The following is a 15,999-nucleotide window of genomic DNA, read 5'->3' as shown; positions in this document are numbered from 1 at the left end:
GGGTACGGGACCGTGAAGGCACATGGATGTGCCGCCCGAGCCTAACGGGAGATTTAAGGCGTGTCCCGTACCCCCCACCCGCCGGCCCCAAACACGTAGACCTGTAGACGAGGTCGCTCTTCGCGCAGCATCACAACGAAAGCAGCAATAATGGGCCACCGAAACCGCACGAGCCCGCATGCCTGCCCGAGATTCCCGACTGAGCCGCCTGTGGGCGCATGAGAAGGCCAGCTATGGGTTGCGGGTGTTCATTGCGCTCAGCGTGGCGATGGGCGTGTGCTGGCACTTCGACCAGTTGCCGGCCCTGCCCGGGGTGTTCCTGGGCATCATCGCCAGCGCGATTGCCGAGACCGATGACAACTGGTGGGGCCGGACCAAATCCGTCGCGCTGTCGCTGCTGTGCTTCCTCATTGCCGCCGCTGCAGTGGTGGAGCTGTTCGCGTGGCCTTGGGTGTTCATCGCCGCGCTGGCCGCCTCCACTTTCGGCCTGACCCTGCTCGGGGCATTGGGCGAGCGCTATGCCTCCATCGCCCAGGCCACGGTGACGCTGGCCATCTACACCATGATCGGGCTGGAGCAGCACGGCGCGGCCGACCGCGCCCAGGCCATCAACGCGGTCAGCCATCTGCTCGCCGGCGCGCTCTGGTATGGCGTGCTGTCCATCCTGTGGACTGCCCTGTTTGCCAACCGCCCGGTACGCGAGCGGGTCGCGCGGCTGTACCACGAGCTTGGGCGCTATCTGGAGCTGAAGGCCGCCCTGTTCGAACCGGTGCGTGAGGTCGACCTGCAGCAGCGCCAGTTGGCCCTGGCCGAGCAGAACCGTCGCGTGGTCGAGGCCCTCAATGCCGCCAAGACCGCCATCCTGGCGCGCTTCGGCCGCTCCGGCCGGCCCGGCGTGCAGTCGGGTCTGTACCTGCGGCTGTATTACATGGCGCAGGATTTTCACGAGCGCGCCAGCTCATCGCACTACCCGTATGGCGCGCTCACCGAGGCGTTTTTCCACAGCGACGTGCTGTACCGCTGCCAGCGACTGCTTGCCTTGCAGGGCGAGGCCTGCGCCAACCTGGGCACCGCCATCCGCCTGCGCCGGCCGTTCGTGTATGGCGAGCGCACCCGCCAGGCCACCGCCGACCTGACCGCCTCGCTGGCCTGGCTGCGCGAGCAGCACAATCCGCAGTGGCAGCGGCTGCTGTCCTCGCTGTACCTGCTTGGGCACAACCTGCAGAGCATCGAGCGTCGGCTGTCCGAGGCCGCACAATCCGAGACCACGCTCGACAACGTCGACACCCGCCTGCGTGACACCAACCCGCATACCCTGCGCGAGATGGGCGTGCGCCTGCGCCAGCAGCTGACGCCCGGTTCGGTGCTGTTCCGGCATGGCCTGCGCATGGCCATCGCATTGGTCGTGGGCTTCGGCGTGATCCATCTGGTCAATGCACAGAACGGGTCGTGGGTGCTGCTGACCATCGTGTTCGTATGCCGCCCCAACTTCGGTGCGACCCGCCAGCGTCTGGCGCAGCGGGTGGCCGGCACGCTGATCGGCCTGGTGTTCACCTGGGCGCTGCTGCAGCTGTTCCAGGACCTGCGCATTGAGCTGCTGATCGCACTGCTGTCAGCGCTGCTGTTCTTCTTTACCCGGCATGACCGCTACCTGGTAGCCTCGGCGGCGATCACGGTGATGGCGCTGACCTGCTTCAACCTGATCGGCGACGGCTTCCTGCTGATCTGGCCACGGCTGGTGGATACCCTGCTGGGCTGCGCGATCGCGGCGGCGGCTGCGTTCCTGATCCTGCCGGACTGGCAGGGACGCCGCCTCAACGAGGTGATGGCACGGGTGCTGGAGCGCTGCGCCGGCTACCTGCAGGCAGTGCTGGGCCAGTACGGCAGCGGCATGCAGGATGACCTGGCCTACCGGGTTGCCCGCCGTGACATGCATAACGCCGATGTGGCCTTGTCCACCGCGCTGTCGAACATGCTGCGTGAGCCGGGGCATGTGCGCCGCAACCTGGATGCGGGGTTTCGCTTTCTGGCCCTGTCCAACACGTTGCTGGGGCACCTGTCAGCGCTGGGTGCGCATCGTGCGCAGCTGGACAGCTACGCGCAGGATCCGTTGGCCCGCGAAGGCGGTGAGCGGGTACAGCAGGCGATGCAGCAGATTGCCTCGGCACTGCAGCAGCGGCAGCCGGTGGAGGAGGGCGACAAAGAGGCGGATCGGGCGCTGGCCGAGCAGCTGGAGCAGGTGGACGACGGCATGCCGACCAAGCTGCAGTTGATCCGCACCCAGCTGGCGCTGATGCTTCGGCTGCTGCCGAAGCTTCGCGGGGCGGCGAATGAGGCGGCCCGAACGTTACGGTGAGGCGCACGCAGCGGGGCAAGCCCCGCTCTACGGGGCACGGCCGGCGTCCTGCCATGGGGCCCATGCTAAGGTGCGCCGGTCCGCAAGGAGATTCCATGTCATCCGGCCACAGTCAGTTCGCCCTGCTCCGCCAGCGTCGTTTCCTGCCGTTCTTCATCGTGCAGTCGCTGGGAGCCTTCAATGACAACGTGTACCGCCAGGCCATCATCGGCCTGCTGTTCTATCTGGGCGTGAGCCAGCAGGAGCAGTCGCTGTACACCACCCTGGCCCCGGCGATCTTCATCCTGCCCTACTTCCTGTTCTCGGCACTGGCCGGGCAGATCGCGGAAAAGCTGGAAAAGTCGCGCCTGATCGTGATCACCACCACGATGGAGATCGCGATCATGTCGCTGGCAGCGGTGGGCTTCCTCACCCAGAGCATGCCGGTGCTGCTGGTGGCGCTGTTCTGCACCGGCCTGCAGTCCACCCTGTTCGGTCCGGTGAAGTACTCGGTGCTGCCGTCGGTGCTCAAGCCGGAAGAACTCACCGGCGGCAACGGTCTGGTGGAAATGGGCACCTCGATGTCGATCCTGGTCGGCATGATCAGTGGCGGCATCATTTTTACCCTGGCCGGCAGCTACGGTCCGGTCGTGGCAGCCACGGCGGTGATCGCGCTGGCCATTGCCGGCAACATCACCGCGCGCATGATCCCCAAGGTCGACGCCGGCGCGCCGGACCTGAAGATCAACTGGAATCCGCTGCCGGAATCACTGGCGGTGCTGCGCCTTGCCAAGAAGCAGAAGGCGGTGCGCAACGCGATCCTGGGCGTTTCCTGGTTCTGGTTCGTCGGCACCATGCTGACCTCGCAGCTGCCGACCTATGCCGTGGTCAACCTGGGCGGCGAACCGACGCTGTACATCTTCGCGCTGGCGCTGTTCTCGGTGGGTACCGGGGTGGGCTCGCTGCTGTGTGAAAAGTTGTCCGGTCGCACCGTGGAAATAGGTCTGGTGCCGCTCGGCGCATTCGGCATGACCGCCTTCATGCTCGACCTCTACTTCGCCCGCGCCGGGGTGGCCACCGCGGCCGGACTGAGCGTGCCGGCCTTCATTGCCGCCGCCGGCAGCGCCCGCATCATCATTGATCTGGTAGGCATCGGCCTGTTTACGGGCTTCTTCGTGGTCCCGTTGTTCGCACTGATCCAGAGCCGCACGCCGAAGTCGGAGATGTCGCGCGTGTTCGCTGCACTGAACATCCAGAACTCCGGCTTTATCGTCGGCGCGGCGCTGATCGCACTGGCCACGCAGAAGTACCTGCACTGGACCATTCCGCAGCTGTTCCTGGCACTGGCCATCGCCAACGCGGTGGTGGCGATCTACATCTTCACCATCGTTCCCGAATTCCTGATGCGCTTCCTGAGCTGGGTGATGGTGCGCACGCTGTACCGGCTGCGCCCGCACGGCATTGAAGCCAACGTGCCCGACGAAGGTGCGGCGCTGATCGTCTGCAATCACGTGAGCTACATGGATGCGCTGATCCTGTCGGCAACGATTCCGCGCCCAGTCCGCTTTGTCATGTATTACAAGATCTTCAACATTCCGGTGATGCGCTGGATCTTCCGCACGGCCAAGGCCATTCCGATTGCCGGCGCGCGCGAGAACCCCACACTGATGCAGGCCGCGTTCGATGAGGTGGACAAAGCCTTGGCCGAGGGCGAGCTGGTCTGCATCTTCCCGGAAGGGGCGCTCACCCGCGATGGCGAAATGACCGCCTTCAAGTCGGGCGTGGAGAAGATCCTGGAGCGCCGCGCGGTACCGGTGGTACCCATGGCGCTGCGCGGCATGTGGGACAGCATGTGGAGCCGTCGCGACTCACGGCTGGGCCGCATGCGCGTGCCGCGTCGCTTCCGCGCCCACATCGAGGTGGTGGCCGGGCCGCCGGTGGACGGGGCCAGCACCGACGCCGACCAGCTGGAAGCGCAGGTTCGCGCACTGCGGGCCGGACGCGCCTGAATCGCCATACGCCCGCGAACGCGGGCCTGAAGCGCACTCTTTTGACGCTTCTCGCCATGTAAACGCATACATTCGGGTCCAACATGGGGTAGATTACCGCCCCATAGGGGGTGTCCGACGGGATTTTGGCGATGCCGTCGGACCACCAAAGGAATGGAGCAGTACTTGAATCATCCGCCAGCACCACCTTCATCGGCCGTCTTCGTTCCGAACCACCTGGTGTGGGCGATCCTGACGACGTTGTTCTGCTGTCTGCCACTGGGGGTGGTGTCGATCGTCTATGCCGCGCAGGTCGATGGCCGTCGGGCAGCGGGCGATGTGGCAGGTGCGTTCGCCGCCTCGCGCAAGGCCGCTGGTTGGGCCTGGGCGTCGGCGTTGGCCGGTCCGGTGCTGTTGCTGTTGTGGTTCGGTCTGTTCGGCGGTCTGGCTGCGCTGGGCGCTCTGTCCGAGCTTTGATTCACTTTTTTTAAACCCACCCGAGAAAATGGAGCTTCACCCATGAACGCCACTGCCCCGCAAGTCCCCAACAACCTGGTCTGGGCCATCCTGGCCACTCTGTTCTGCTGCCTGCCGGGCGGCATCGTGTCGATCATCTACGCCGCGCAGGTCAACGGCAAGCTGGCCGCCGGTGACATCGCCGGTGCGCAGGACTCGTCGGAGAAGGCCAAGAAGTGGGCCATCTACTCGGCCATCGCCGGTGTCATCGTCATCATTCTGTACACCGTGCTGGTGGTGCTGATGGGCGTCGGCGGCGCAGCCAGCGGCGGCTACTGATTGCATTGAGGACGGCCCGGTCCGGCACCCCTGCGGGGTGACCTGGCCGGGCCGTTCTGCCGTCATGTCCTTACCTTACTTGCGTTCCGCTTCCTCGCGCTGGGCTCCGCTGGCGATCACCGCCGGCCTTGCCGTTGGCGCGACCGTGGTGCTGCGTCACGTCAACCCTTACGCCGGCAACAGCCCGCTGCCGGGCTGCCCGTTGTACGCGCTGACCGGGCTGTACTGCCCTGGCTGCGGCAGTACCCGCTGCCTGTATTCGCTGGTCCATTTCGACCTGCCCGGCGCGATGGCGATGAACCCGCTGCTGGTGATCTCGCTGCCGTTCCTGCTGTTGATGCTGCTGCACATGGCCGGACTACGCCCGCGCGTGCTGGAGCCGCTGATGCGGGTATTGGCCGCGCCGATGTTCTGGCTGGTGGTGTTGGTGGGCTATGCGGTGCTGCGCAATCTGCCCTGGACACCGTTTGTCTGGTTGTCGCCGGCCCACGCGGTCCCACCGTCAACCGATGGCGATCAGGTCACCCAGCCGGCAATCACCAGCAGTGCCAGTGCGGCCATCCATAGCAGCAGCATCCGCCACACCAGGCTCATCGCATCGCGCAGCTCCGGCAGCCGTCGCCATACCGGCACCATGCCGGCTTCGCTGTAATCGTGCGCGTCCTCGCGCAGCTCGGCACTGACACTCGCCCGCGCCACGGCACCCAGAAACACCGTGGAGGCCGTCCACTGATTGCCGTGGGCCTCGCGCCAGGCCTTGTAGGCCGTGTCGAAGTTGCCGACCAGGGCCATCGACAGTGACATCAGCTGGGCCACCGGCCATTCCAGCCAGCCGAGTACCTGCCGTGCACCGACCACGGTTTCCACCGTGGCCAGCGAGCGCATCGGGCTCACGGCCAACAGCGCGAGCAGACGATAGGCCAGCGCGCCCACCGGGCCGAGCAGCAGGAACCAGAACAGCACCGCGAACCAGCGACGCAGCGCATTGAGTGCGGTGGCCTCCACCAGCGAGTTGACGTCTTCGTGCAGGCTGCCGCCGGCCGACTGAAGCTGGGCGATGGCGGCATGGCGGGTGTGGCTGTCATCGGCGTCGATCACCGCTTCCACGTCACGATCCAGGTCGCGCGGCCCCCAGCAGATCACCAGGGTGGCAATTCCCAGCAGCAACGAGGGCAGCCCGTACAGGCGGCCGTGCAGCGCCCATTGCAGCAGCGCCAGCAGCACCACCCACGGCAGCACCGCCACCACCCAGCCATGGCGGCCACGCCAGAAACCGACATGCTCGTTGGCCTGGCCTCCGCCCTGCCGGTCCAGCCACTGCAACCAGTGCCGGTAGCTGCCGAAGCGCCGCAGCGCGACCGCCGCGGCCGGCGCGACGTGCCCCAGGGCCAGCGCGACCAATACAGCGACCAGGGTGGTGAACATGCGGGCCTCCGGCTCGTGACAGAGCGCTACTATGCCGTGCGACCCGGAAATTCCCCGGGTCACAGGTAATGTACCGCGCCGCGTGTTCAGGTAGCGGCAACGTGACCGCGATCAGGCCACCTGGCTGCGGTACCAGTGCTCGATCAGGCTGCGTGAGATGGAGATCGGCGGGGAGAGACGAATGCCTTCACCGTCGTCCTCGACGTCCCGGGCCAGCGCGGCTCCAACCTCGTCCACGCTGAACCAGCGCGCGTCTTCCAGTTCGCCGTCCACACAGGGCACATCGTCCTCGGCAGAGGCCGCAAACCCGAGCATCAACGCCCCCGGGAAGGGCCACGGCTGGGTGCCCAGGTAGCGGCATTCGCGCACACGTACCCGGCTCTCCTCATAGACCTCTCGGACCACGGTCTGCTCGAGCGATTCGCCCGGTTCAACGAAGCCGGCCAGCACCGAGTAGCGTCGCGGAGCCCAGTTGGACTGGCGGCCAAGCAGCAGACGGCCGTTGTTCTCCACCGCCACGATCACGGCCGGGTCCACACGCGGGTAATGTTCGGTATTGCACTGGCCACAGCGGCCAATGAAGCCGCCGCGGGTGAAGGCCACCGCGCCGCCGCACACGCCGCAGAAGCGGGTGCGCGACTGCCAGTACGACATCCCGCGTGCATAACAGAACGCGGTGGCATCGGCGGCCGCCCAGGCCACGGCAGCCTCGCGCAGATCGACACGCTGCGGCGCGGTGACGTCCACGCTGCTCGCATCGACCGAGAACCACGCCTGCTCACCCCGCAGACCCAGGAAAATGGCGGTGCCGGGCCCGCCCCCCAGCTGCGCGCCGGTCAATGCCAGCGGTTGGCCTTGTTCATTGGCCAGCGCACGCCCGTCCACGTCCAGCACCAGCACGCGGGCCTGCGGCCACAGCCGCACGAGGGCATCGGGGTCGTCGCGCAGCGTATCGGCGCGCTCAAGCGGATCAGTGGTGAAGGAAAAACCGGACAGCGGCAGGGATGTTCTGGACATCCCCCAAGCTTACATGCTGAAGCTGCTGCCGCACCCGCAGGTGGTCTTCGCATTCGGATTGCGGATCACGAACTGGGCACCGGTGAGGCTTTCGGTGTAATCCACTTCCGCGCTCATCAGGTACTGCAGGCTCAGCGGATCCACCAGCAGGGTGACGCCGTTGGTCACCACCGCGAGATCGTCTTCGGCGCGGTTTTCGTCGAATTCGAACCCGTACTGGAAGCCGGAGCAACCGCCACCCTCGATGTACACGCGCAGGGCGAGCGAAGGATTGCCTTCGGCCTCGATCAGTTCATGCACCTTCGCCGCCGCGGCTTCAGTGAAGTGCAGCGGGCGGTCCAGCGATTGGTAGTTCGGCGCGGCGGCGGGGGCACCGGGCAGGGAAACAAGCGTGCTCATGCCTCCAGCATGGGGGCGCAGGCGCCCCGATTCAAGCCGTTTCCCCGATCACTGTGTTCAGGCCATGGCCTCGGCGAGCTTCTTGCGGGCCGCGCCGTCCTTGTCCTTGGCGTCCTTGTCCTTGCCGTCGCCCGCCTCCGGCGGAGGCAGGGCCATCTGCGGCGCACCGTGGATGAGACGACCGGTGAGCTGGGCACCAGCGTTCATTTCCACCACCTGGTAGTGGATGTTGCCGTTGACCCGGGCGCTGGGGGTCAATTCCACGCGCTCGCTGGCATGCACGTCGCCTTCCAGGCGGCCGCTGAGCACCACCACCTGGGCACGGATCTCGCCCTCGATGCTGCCCTGCTCGGCCAGGGTGAGGGTCGCGGTGGACGCACCTTCACTGGCGATCACCTTGCCCAGGATGGTGCCTTCGACATACAGGCCCCCACTGAATTCCACGTCGCCGCGGATGACCACCTGCGCGCCGATCAGCGCGTCCACGACCAGATGACCGTCGCGGTTGGACTTGTTGCTGCCAAACATGGGTTTACTCCCCTTCATGAGCCGTTGCTGCCACAGGCGCGCCGGCCTGCTTCCAGTCGAAGACCTGGGTGGTGCCCCCTGCACCGGATCCCAGCGTGACCCGCACGCGTTGCGGGGTGAAGTCCTTGGGCAGCATCACGCTGCCGGTGAGCTGCTGGAAGTACCGGAAGGAGTAGTCCTGGCCCGGCACCTTGGTGCGCTGGTGCAGCTCGTCCCAGCTGACCGAGGTCAACTTGCCATCTTTCACGCCTTCCACCGTGAAGCGCATCTGGCCCTGGCTGATCGCACCGCGATTCAGGTTCTGGGTCAGCACCACCGCGTACTGCCAGGTACCGGCCGCTTCAGGCGAGAATTCGACGGAATGGGTGTTCAGGCCCTTGCGCTGGCTGGTGGCTCCGACCAGGCGTTCATAGAACGCCACGTCGGCACGCAGGCCGGCAATTTCTTCTTCGCGCTCACCCAGCGAGGTCTGCACCTCGGTGTTGGCGGCGCGGCTGATGCGGTCGGACGCCTGCAGGGTGGCCTGGCGCTGCTGCAGCTCGACCACCTGCTTCTGCAGGGTGTCAGCGCGGGCCTGCGCGGCGTCGAGCTCGCGGCCGACGTCGCCGCCGGGCCCGCCCAGCCAGCGCCCCAGCAGGACGGCCAGCACCAGGCTCAGCAACCAGACGCCGCCCAGGATCAGCAGTCGACGGCGATCAGGACCGGGCGCGGAGCCGGGTCGACGGATCTGGATACGGGAAGGTGTCGGAGTGTTCATGACGATGAGCGCGGCACCGCAGCAGGCGATACCGCCACGGCCCCTGTCGGATCGAGCGGCTTCCTAGTGTATGCCACGCTTGGCCCCTTTTTCGCCCCGCAGGCGTCACCGGGTTATGGCGTTCATCGACGCCATCCCCGATAGTGTGGTCCTGTGCACATTTTCATGCCGGAGCGCGTGCCATGTCCGAGGCCCACCTGTTCGTGATCGGCATCCTGCTTGCGTGGCTGGCAGGTATCCGGGTCTACCTGACCGTGTTCGGGGTCGGCCTGGCCGGCCTGCTGGGCTGGGTCGACCTGCCCCCGGCGCTGCAGGCGACCGAGTCGTGGTGGGTACTGGGGACTTCGGCGGCCCTGGCAGTCACCGAGTTCGTGGCCGACAAGATCCCCGGCGTCGACTCGGCCTGGGACCTGGTGCAGACCCTGGCGCGGGTACCCGCCGGGGCATTCCTCGCGGCCGCCACGCTGTCGCCCAATGGGGAACTGAGCACCACCGCGCTGGCCGCCGGTGCTGGCGTGGCACTGGCCAGCCACGGCCTCAAATCCGGCACCCGGGCCCTGCTCAACACGTCGCCGGAACCGGCCAGCAACTGGGTCGCCTCGGCCGCCGAAGACACCGTGGTGGTGGGTGGGCTGGCGCTGGCCTTGGCACACCCCTGGATCGCCCTGATCGTGGTGGTGGTCTGCAGCCTGATCGGTGCCCTGGTGGTGTGGCTGGTGTGGCGGACCCTGTGGAAGGGCATGCGCTGGCTGCTGCGGCAGCCGGCAGCCTCCCCGCCACACCCCTCGTCGCCACCATGAAGAAAGCGCCAGATCGTGTCGCGACCAAGCGTCGTGGCGTACCGCATAATGACGCCGCAGACAGGGAGTACTGATGGCCGTCCACGAGAACACCGTAGCCCCGAACCGCGCTGTACGCGCTGAAACCCCGCCCGCCGATCACTGGCAGCGCTGGGCCAGCGCCGATGCGCTCGCGCAGGCTTCGGCCCCCGCCCCGGTCGCGCCCGCGCCGCTGCCCAGCAACGTGGTCCCGCTGGCCACCGCTGCCAGCGCCGCGGTGGCAACGCCGCCGCCACTGGTGGTGGCTCCGCCCGTGCTGCCGGATGACAATGCTCCGGCGCTGGGTTCGGACGCGCCTTACCGCGTGCTGATCGTGGAAGACGATCGCTCGCAGGCCCTGTTCGCGCAGAGCGTGCTGCACGGTGCCGGCATGGAGGCCATCGTGATCAGCGACGCCGAAGGCGCACAGCAGGCCATCGCCGAGCACCGTCCTGACCTGATTCTGATGGACCTGCATCTGCCGGGTCTGGATGGCATGCGCCTGACCGCGCTGATCCGGCAACAACCGGGTCAGCAGCTGCTGCCGATCGTGTTCCTCAGCGGCGACCCGGATCCGGAGCGCCAGTTCGAAGTGCTCGACAGCGGTGCCGACGACTTCCTGAGCAAGCCGATCCGGCCACGCCATCTGATTGCGGCGGTGTCCAACCGCATCCGCCGCGCCCGCGCCCAGGCCGCCACCCAGACCGGCACGACCGGCGCACCGGCGATCAACAACCCGGAAACCGGCCTGCCCACCCGCCACCACGTGCTGCAGCAGCTGAGCGCGGCACTGGCGCACGGTGACCGCGGCGGCCTGTTCTTCATTGAAGTGGCCAGCGCGCTCGGCCTGCGCGAGCGCTATGGCTATGCCGCCTTCGAACGGCTGATGGTGCAGGCCGCGCAGCGGTTGGCCGACAGCGCCCATCCGCACCTGCTGGCGCGCCTGAACGACAACAGCTTCCTGGTGCTGGCGCGTGGCGTCGACGAGGACAGCCTGGACGGCGTCGCACACAACCTGCGCCAGCAGCTTTCCGAACGCGCCTTCGTGATCCGCGACGAAGAGTCGGTGCACCTGCGCGGCGTGGTCGGCCATGCCCAGCTTTCCCCGGGCTTCAGCGACGCCGGAACCGCCCTGGAAGCGGTCGAGCGCACCACCTTGCAGGCGCGCCTGCTGTCCTCGGGCGTGGCCGCGTACGTGCGCCGCGAGGACGTCGCCGCACAGGAACACCTGGCGCTGCTGGAAGGCCAGCTGGAACTGGCCTACCAGCCGATCGTGGCAGTGGCCGGCGGCAACACCGCGCAGTACCAGGTACTGCTGCGGCTGCGCCAGGCCGATGGCACCCTGCTCTCGGCCGGCCAGGTGATTCCGGCCGCCGAAGCGGCCGGTCGCATCGCCGATCTGGACCAGCAGGTGCTGGACCACGCACTCGGCCTGCTGGATCTGTACCGGCATGCCGCACAGCCGCTACACCTGTTCGTGTCGCAGTCGCTGCGTACCCTCGCCCGCGATGCCTTCGCCGACTGGCTGCTGGAGTCGCTGGAGCGTCGCCAGATCGCCGGCAGCGCGGTGGTGATCGACGTGCGCCTGCCCGATGCGTTGATCCACACGGTCACCCTGCAGCAGTTCTGCAACCGCATGAGCGCGGCCGGCGTGCGTTTCTGCCTGAGCCAGTTCGAGCCAGGCACTGAAGCCAACGCCCTGCTGACCCAGCTGCCGCTGGCCTACGTGCGCATGGCCGCGCGTTTTTCCAGCACGCATGCCAACCAGCAGACCCGCGACGAACTGCGCGGTGCGATCAACGCGGCGCACCGCGCCGGCGCGCTGATCATCGGCCAGCAGATCGAAGACCCGCAGGCCGCCGCCGCCATGTGGATGGGCGGCGTCGATTTCATCCAGGGCAACATGGTGCAGTCGGCCGGGAGCGAGTTGAACTTCGACTTCCATAACGCGGTGCTGTAACCGTGGCGACCCACGGACGGGTTCCCTTCGCGTTCTGGCTGGCAGCGGTGACCGCCGCGCTGGCCACCACGGCCGCCGTGCTGGCCCTGGTCACCGTGCGTGCACCCTGGATTCCCATTGCCGCCGGTGCCGCGGCGGTGGCCGTGGTCGCGGCCCTGCTGGCGATGCGCTGCTGGCACGAACAGCAATCGGAGATCGCCGTGCAGCAGCGGCGCGTGGGTGCCCTGACCGGCGAGCGCGACCAGCTGCTGCGCACCCTGCAGCAGCAGGACGCACTGGAACAGGAACTGCTTCAGGCCAAACAGGCCGCTGAAGCCGCGGCCCTGGCCAAGGGCGAGTTCCTGGCCACGATGAGCCACGAGATCCGCACCCCGCTCAACGGCATCCTCCCGATGCTGGACCTGATCGCGCGCGGGCAGCTGGCCAGCGACCAGCGACAGATGCTGCAGACCGCGACAGTCAGCTCACAGCAGCTGCTGCGCATCGTGGACGACATCCTGGATTACTCCCGGCTGGAGGCCAAAGGCCTCGACCTGGAGACCACCACCTTCAACCTGCGCGAGCTGCTGGAAGGCCTGGTGCAGCTGATGCGGCGTACTGCCGAGGCCAAACGCCTGGCCATGACCCTGGAGCTGGATCCCTCGGTGCGACTGGCGGTGCGCGGCGACCCGGTGCGGCTGCGCCAGGTCCTCGGCAATCTGCTGGTGAACGCCATCAAGTTCACCGAGCGCGGCGGCATCCGCCTGCGGGTCAGCCGCCAGGGCGAGAACGGCAACCAGCACCTGCTGCGTTTCGAAGTGATCGACACTGGCATCGGCATCGACCCGGCGATGCAGTCGCGTCTGTTCCAGTCATTCAGCCAGGCCGATGCGTCGACCACCCGCATCTACGGCGGCACCGGCCTGGGTCTGGCCATCTGCAAGCGCATCATCGACCTGATGCACGGCCGCATCGGAATCAGCTCCACGCCTGGGCATGGCGCGAACTTCTGGTTCGAGATTCCACTGCTGAAGGTCGCCGGCGACCTGCCGCCGGCCAGCGCCACCACCCGCGCCCTGCTGGTCAGCCAGGATCCGCTGCTGATCCAGCGCCTGCAGCGGGTCACCCCGCACCACGACATCCGCCTGCATACGGTGGACAGCGCCTCGGCCGCGCTCGACATCCTGCGCGCACCGGCACGACGCGGCATCGAACCGGACCTGACCTGGGTGATGGCCGACAGCGACGCGTTGCGGCATGGGGCCACGGCCCTGCACCGCGCGGTGTTGCGGGAACCGCGTGAACCGCGTCCACGCCTGATGTGGCTGGAGGGCAACGAGCCGCTGGCGGCGCTGCTTCGCGAGGATGCGCTGGCGGTGTCGCGCGATGTCGGCGACATCGAACTGCATGCGCTGCTGCGCCCGGCGCAGGCCAGTGCGCGGCCAGCCCCCCTGCTGGTCAGCCCGGAGGACTACGCCGAGCCGGTGGAAGCGCAGCAGCTGGGACTGAACCTGCTGCTGGTGGAAGACAACAGCGTCAACCTGCTGGTGGCGCAGCGCCTGCTGCAGGTGCTGGGCTGCACGGTCACCACCGCCACCGACGGCGAGCAGGCGCTGCAGCTGCTGCAGACGCAGTCATTCGACCTGGTCTTGATGGACTGCCAGATGCCGGTGATGGACGGCTACACCGCCACCCGCCGCTGGCGCGCAATAGAAGCCGGAAGCCGGGTCGGGCGTCTGCCGATCGTGGCCATGACCGCCAACGCGATGGCCGGCGATCGCGAGCGCTGCCTGCAGGCCGGCATGGACGACTACCTGTCCAAGCCAGTCAACCGTGAGTCGCTGCAGGCCTGCCTGCTGCGGTGGCAGCAGAGCGCGGAGAACAACGCCGACGCGCTGGCGGTGATGAACGAACCCGCTCCGCTGCCGACACCGCCGCCGTTGCCGCCGTTCAACGAGGCACCGCTGCTGCGCGGGCTGGAGCCGGCATCGCGCGAGGAGGAGCCGGCGCAGGTGGTGCTCGATCCCGGCGTGCTGGACGAGCTGCAGGACGTGATCGGGCCGGAGACCGCGCACATCATCCGCGTGTTCCTGGATGACACCCCGCCGTTGATCCGCCAGTTGCAGGATGCGTCGGTCGCGGGTGATCTGGAGCAGCTGCGCAATCTGGCGCACAGCTTGAAATCGGCCAGCGCCAACGTCGGCGCGATGGCGCTGTCCGTCGCCGCGCTGCGGATTGAACAGGATGCACGCGCCGGATCGTTGGAGCGTCCGGCCGTGGCAGTGGCCTTGCTGGTGGCCGAATTCGCGCGTGCGCGGATTGCGCTGGCCGGCTATCAATCCGCCCTGCGCAATCCGGCCGCGCCGTAACTCACTCTTCCAGCTTGGTCAGCAGGTACTGCGGTTCGCCGATGCGTTCGATCAGGTCGAGCTGGGTTTCCAGCCAGTCGATGTGCTCTTCCTCGTTGTCGAGGATCTTCACGAACAGCTGGCGGCTGACGTAGTCACCGACCGAATCGGCGTAGGCCACGGCCTCGCGCAGGGTGACCGCACCCTCGCGTTCCAGCGCCAGGTCGCACTGCAGGATCTCGGTCGGGTTCTCGCCAATGCGCAGCTTGCCCAGCGCCTGGAAGTTCGGCAGGCCCTCCAGGAACAGGATGCGATCGGAGAGCACGTCGGCGTGCTTCATTTCCTCGATCGATTCCTTGTACTCGTGTTCGGAGAGTTCCTTCAGACCCCAGTTCTTCAGCATCTTGGCGTGCAGGAAGTACTGGTTGATCGCGGTCAGCTCGTTGTAGAGGACCTTGTTGAGGAATTCGATGACCTTGGCGTCGCCCTTCATGACCGTGCTCCTGCAGCGTGAAAACGCCGGCACTTTAGCGCGTTGGGAAGGGGCATGATTAAACGCGAATCATGATCGGTAGCGGCTGCGCCTGTACCCCGGGGGATTCATTCAGAACAGGTGAAGGCGCTACCATCGACGTTCACCGGAGGGCTGGGATGCACGATGAAAGGTGACTTCACATGGGTCCCGGGCCTCGGCACCGACGCCGAAGCACTGGCCCGGCTGCGCGCGCACTTTCCGCGTCCGCGCCAGGCCATGGGCGAGGCCTGGTTCATGGGCGAGCGACGCATGTTCCCCGAACTGCTGGGGGACCTGGGGGCATTGGGTCCCCGGGAGCTGCATGAACCCCTGTTCGAGATCGCCTCCGGCACTGGAACGTTCGGCCCGATGCAGGAGTGGCATGCTTGGTACCACTACCTGCTGTGCGAGCTTCTGCCGAGATGCCATGAAGCATGGGTCCATCCGCTGCTGGAACCCCTGCTGAGCGGCTTCTTTGCCCAGCACCCTTACGGAATTGAAGGGTCCACCTATCCGCAATACCGGGATGATGTGCTGGCCACGCTGGGCCGCTGCATGATGGAGCCGTCATGCTGGACGCCTGAGGGCATCGCGCTTGGACGCTTCCTGCATCGCTCCAATCGCAACCCCAACGAGGTATGGATGTGGTGGGATGCCAGCGGCGACCTCAGTGCATCGCTGTTCTTCTGCATGAAGTACCTGCCCACGGTCCAGGTAGGGCCCTGGTTCCGTTCGGCACTGGAGATCACCGCACCGCACTGGCGTGCGCAGATGATGGTGTGGCTGGTCGGCGCACACGGCATGCTCTCCGCGCCTGGCCGCTGGCCTTCTGAGCTTTCGGTTGAGGCGTACCCCGCAGTTGCTTGGGAGCTGTCCTACAGCCTAAGCGCGAAAGCGGCTACGCAGGCACGTCCCGATACGGTGCCTGTGCTCTCCTGGCTGCCGGATGACGCGCGCGCAGGCGTGGTGGAAGCGACGAAGACCTACTTCACGCCAGCCGTTTTTCTGGAATGGTTGCAGTCAATTGACAGCGACGACGCGCTGAAGCGCGAACTGGCAGATATCCCTGCCACCTTCGAGCAACTGTACGTAACGGCGTAGAGATCTACGGTAGCGCCCGACCGTGGGTCGGGCGG

Annotated in this window: 14 protein-coding genes and 1 pseudogene; 9 read left to right on the top strand and 6 right to left on the bottom strand. The window is 67.0% G+C overall.

What is annotated here, in order from left to right; all coding sequences use genetic code 11:
• The first annotated feature begins 178 nt into the window (after positions 1-178).
• The 5 genes and pseudogenes from yccS to QMX83_RS14150 all read left to right on the top strand — a co-directional run.
• Positions 179-2,356, top strand: coding sequence for a YccS family putative transporter (gene yccS, locus QMX83_RS14170; protein ID WP_282297286.1), 2,178 nt, complete (start codon positions 179-181; stop codon positions 2,354-2,356).
• A 95-nt stretch (positions 2,357-2,451) separates the two neighbouring features.
• Entirely contained in the window at positions 2,452-4,344 is a 1,893-nt protein-coding gene (locus QMX83_RS14165; RefSeq protein WP_282297285.1) for an MFS transporter, read from the top strand.
• A gap of 165 nt (positions 4,345-4,509) precedes the next feature.
• Positions 4,510-4,800, top strand: a complete 291-nt coding sequence (locus QMX83_RS14160; RefSeq protein ID WP_282297284.1) for a CD225/dispanin family protein — start codon at positions 4,510-4,512, stop codon at positions 4,798-4,800.
• A gap of 42 nt (positions 4,801-4,842) precedes the next feature.
• Positions 4,843-5,118: a CD225/dispanin family protein gene (locus QMX83_RS14155; protein ID WP_282297283.1), complete on the top strand. Its 276-nt coding sequence runs from the start codon at positions 4,843-4,845 to the stop codon at positions 5,116-5,118.
• A 64-nt stretch (positions 5,119-5,182) separates the two neighbouring features.
• Positions 5,183-5,602: pseudogene (locus QMX83_RS14150) on the top strand (DUF2752 domain-containing protein); the annotation flags it as partial.
• 32 nt (positions 5,603-5,634) lie between these two features.
• Here QMX83_RS14150 and ampE read toward each other — a convergent pair.
• From ampE to QMX83_RS14125, 5 genes are all read right to left on the bottom strand, one after another.
• Entirely contained in the window at positions 5,635-6,543 is a 909-nt protein-coding gene (ampE, locus tag QMX83_RS14145) for a regulatory signaling modulator protein AmpE (RefSeq protein ID WP_282297282.1), read from the bottom strand.
• Between the two features lie 111 nt (positions 6,544-6,654).
• Positions 6,655-7,560 carry an NAD(+) diphosphatase gene (nudC, locus tag QMX83_RS14140; RefSeq protein WP_282297281.1) on the bottom strand — a complete coding sequence of 302 codons (906 nt, stop codon included), beginning with the start codon at positions 7,558-7,560 and terminating at the stop codon, positions 6,655-6,657.
• Positions 7,561-7,569: 9 nt separating this feature from the next.
• Positions 7,570-7,959 (bottom strand): iron-sulfur cluster insertion protein ErpA, encoded by a 390-nt coding sequence (gene erpA / locus QMX83_RS14135; RefSeq protein WP_282297280.1) that lies wholly within the window; start codon positions 7,957-7,959, stop codon positions 7,570-7,572.
• A 57-nt stretch (positions 7,960-8,016) separates the two neighbouring features.
• Positions 8,017-8,487, bottom strand: a complete 471-nt coding sequence (locus QMX83_RS14130) for a polymer-forming cytoskeletal protein (RefSeq protein WP_282297279.1) — start codon at positions 8,485-8,487, stop codon at positions 8,017-8,019.
• 4 nt (positions 8,488-8,491) lie between these two features.
• Positions 8,492-9,244: a DUF6776 family protein gene (locus tag QMX83_RS14125; protein WP_282297278.1), complete on the bottom strand. Its 753-nt coding sequence runs from the start codon at positions 9,242-9,244 to the stop codon at positions 8,492-8,494.
• 182 nt (positions 9,245-9,426) lie between these two features.
• On the opposite strand from QMX83_RS14125, the gene QMX83_RS14120 reads away from it, so the two are divergent.
• The 3 genes from QMX83_RS14120 to QMX83_RS14110 all read left to right on the top strand — a co-directional run bounded on the left by QMX83_RS14120 (position 9,427) and on the right by QMX83_RS14110 (position 14,370).
• Positions 9,427-10,044, top strand: a complete 618-nt coding sequence (locus QMX83_RS14120; RefSeq protein ID WP_282297277.1) for a DUF4126 domain-containing protein — start codon at positions 9,427-9,429, stop codon at positions 10,042-10,044.
• Positions 10,045-10,117: 73 nt separating this feature from the next.
• The gene (locus QMX83_RS14115; protein ID WP_282297276.1) at positions 10,118-12,022 is read left to right on the top strand and encodes an EAL domain-containing response regulator; all 1,905 of its coding nucleotides are present in this window, start codon (positions 10,118-10,120) and stop codon (positions 12,020-12,022) included.
• 164 nt (positions 12,023-12,186) lie between these two features.
• Complete coding sequence (locus QMX83_RS14110) at positions 12,187-14,370, top strand: hybrid sensor histidine kinase/response regulator (RefSeq protein ID WP_282297287.1); 2,184 nt, start codon at positions 12,187-12,189, stop codon at positions 14,368-14,370.
• A gap of 1 nt (position 14,371) precedes the next feature.
• Here the strand turns inward: QMX83_RS14110 and bfr are convergent, their stop codons facing one another.
• Complete coding sequence (gene bfr / locus QMX83_RS14105) at positions 14,372-14,842, bottom strand: bacterioferritin (RefSeq protein ID WP_282297275.1); 471 nt, start codon at positions 14,840-14,842, stop codon at positions 14,372-14,374.
• A gap of 165 nt (positions 14,843-15,007) precedes the next feature.
• On the opposite strand from bfr, the gene QMX83_RS14100 reads away from it, so the two are divergent.
• Positions 15,008-15,964, top strand: a complete 957-nt coding sequence (locus QMX83_RS14100; RefSeq protein ID WP_282297274.1) for a hypothetical protein — start codon at positions 15,008-15,010, stop codon at positions 15,962-15,964.
• Positions 15,965-15,999: the final 35 nt, after the last annotated feature.

It is taken from the genome of Stenotrophomonas sp. PS02289 (genome assembly GCF_029960115.1).
GTDB lineage: Bacteria > Pseudomonadota > Gammaproteobacteria > Xanthomonadales > Xanthomonadaceae > Stenotrophomonas.
This window is presented reverse-complemented; position numbering and strand designations above follow the sequence as displayed.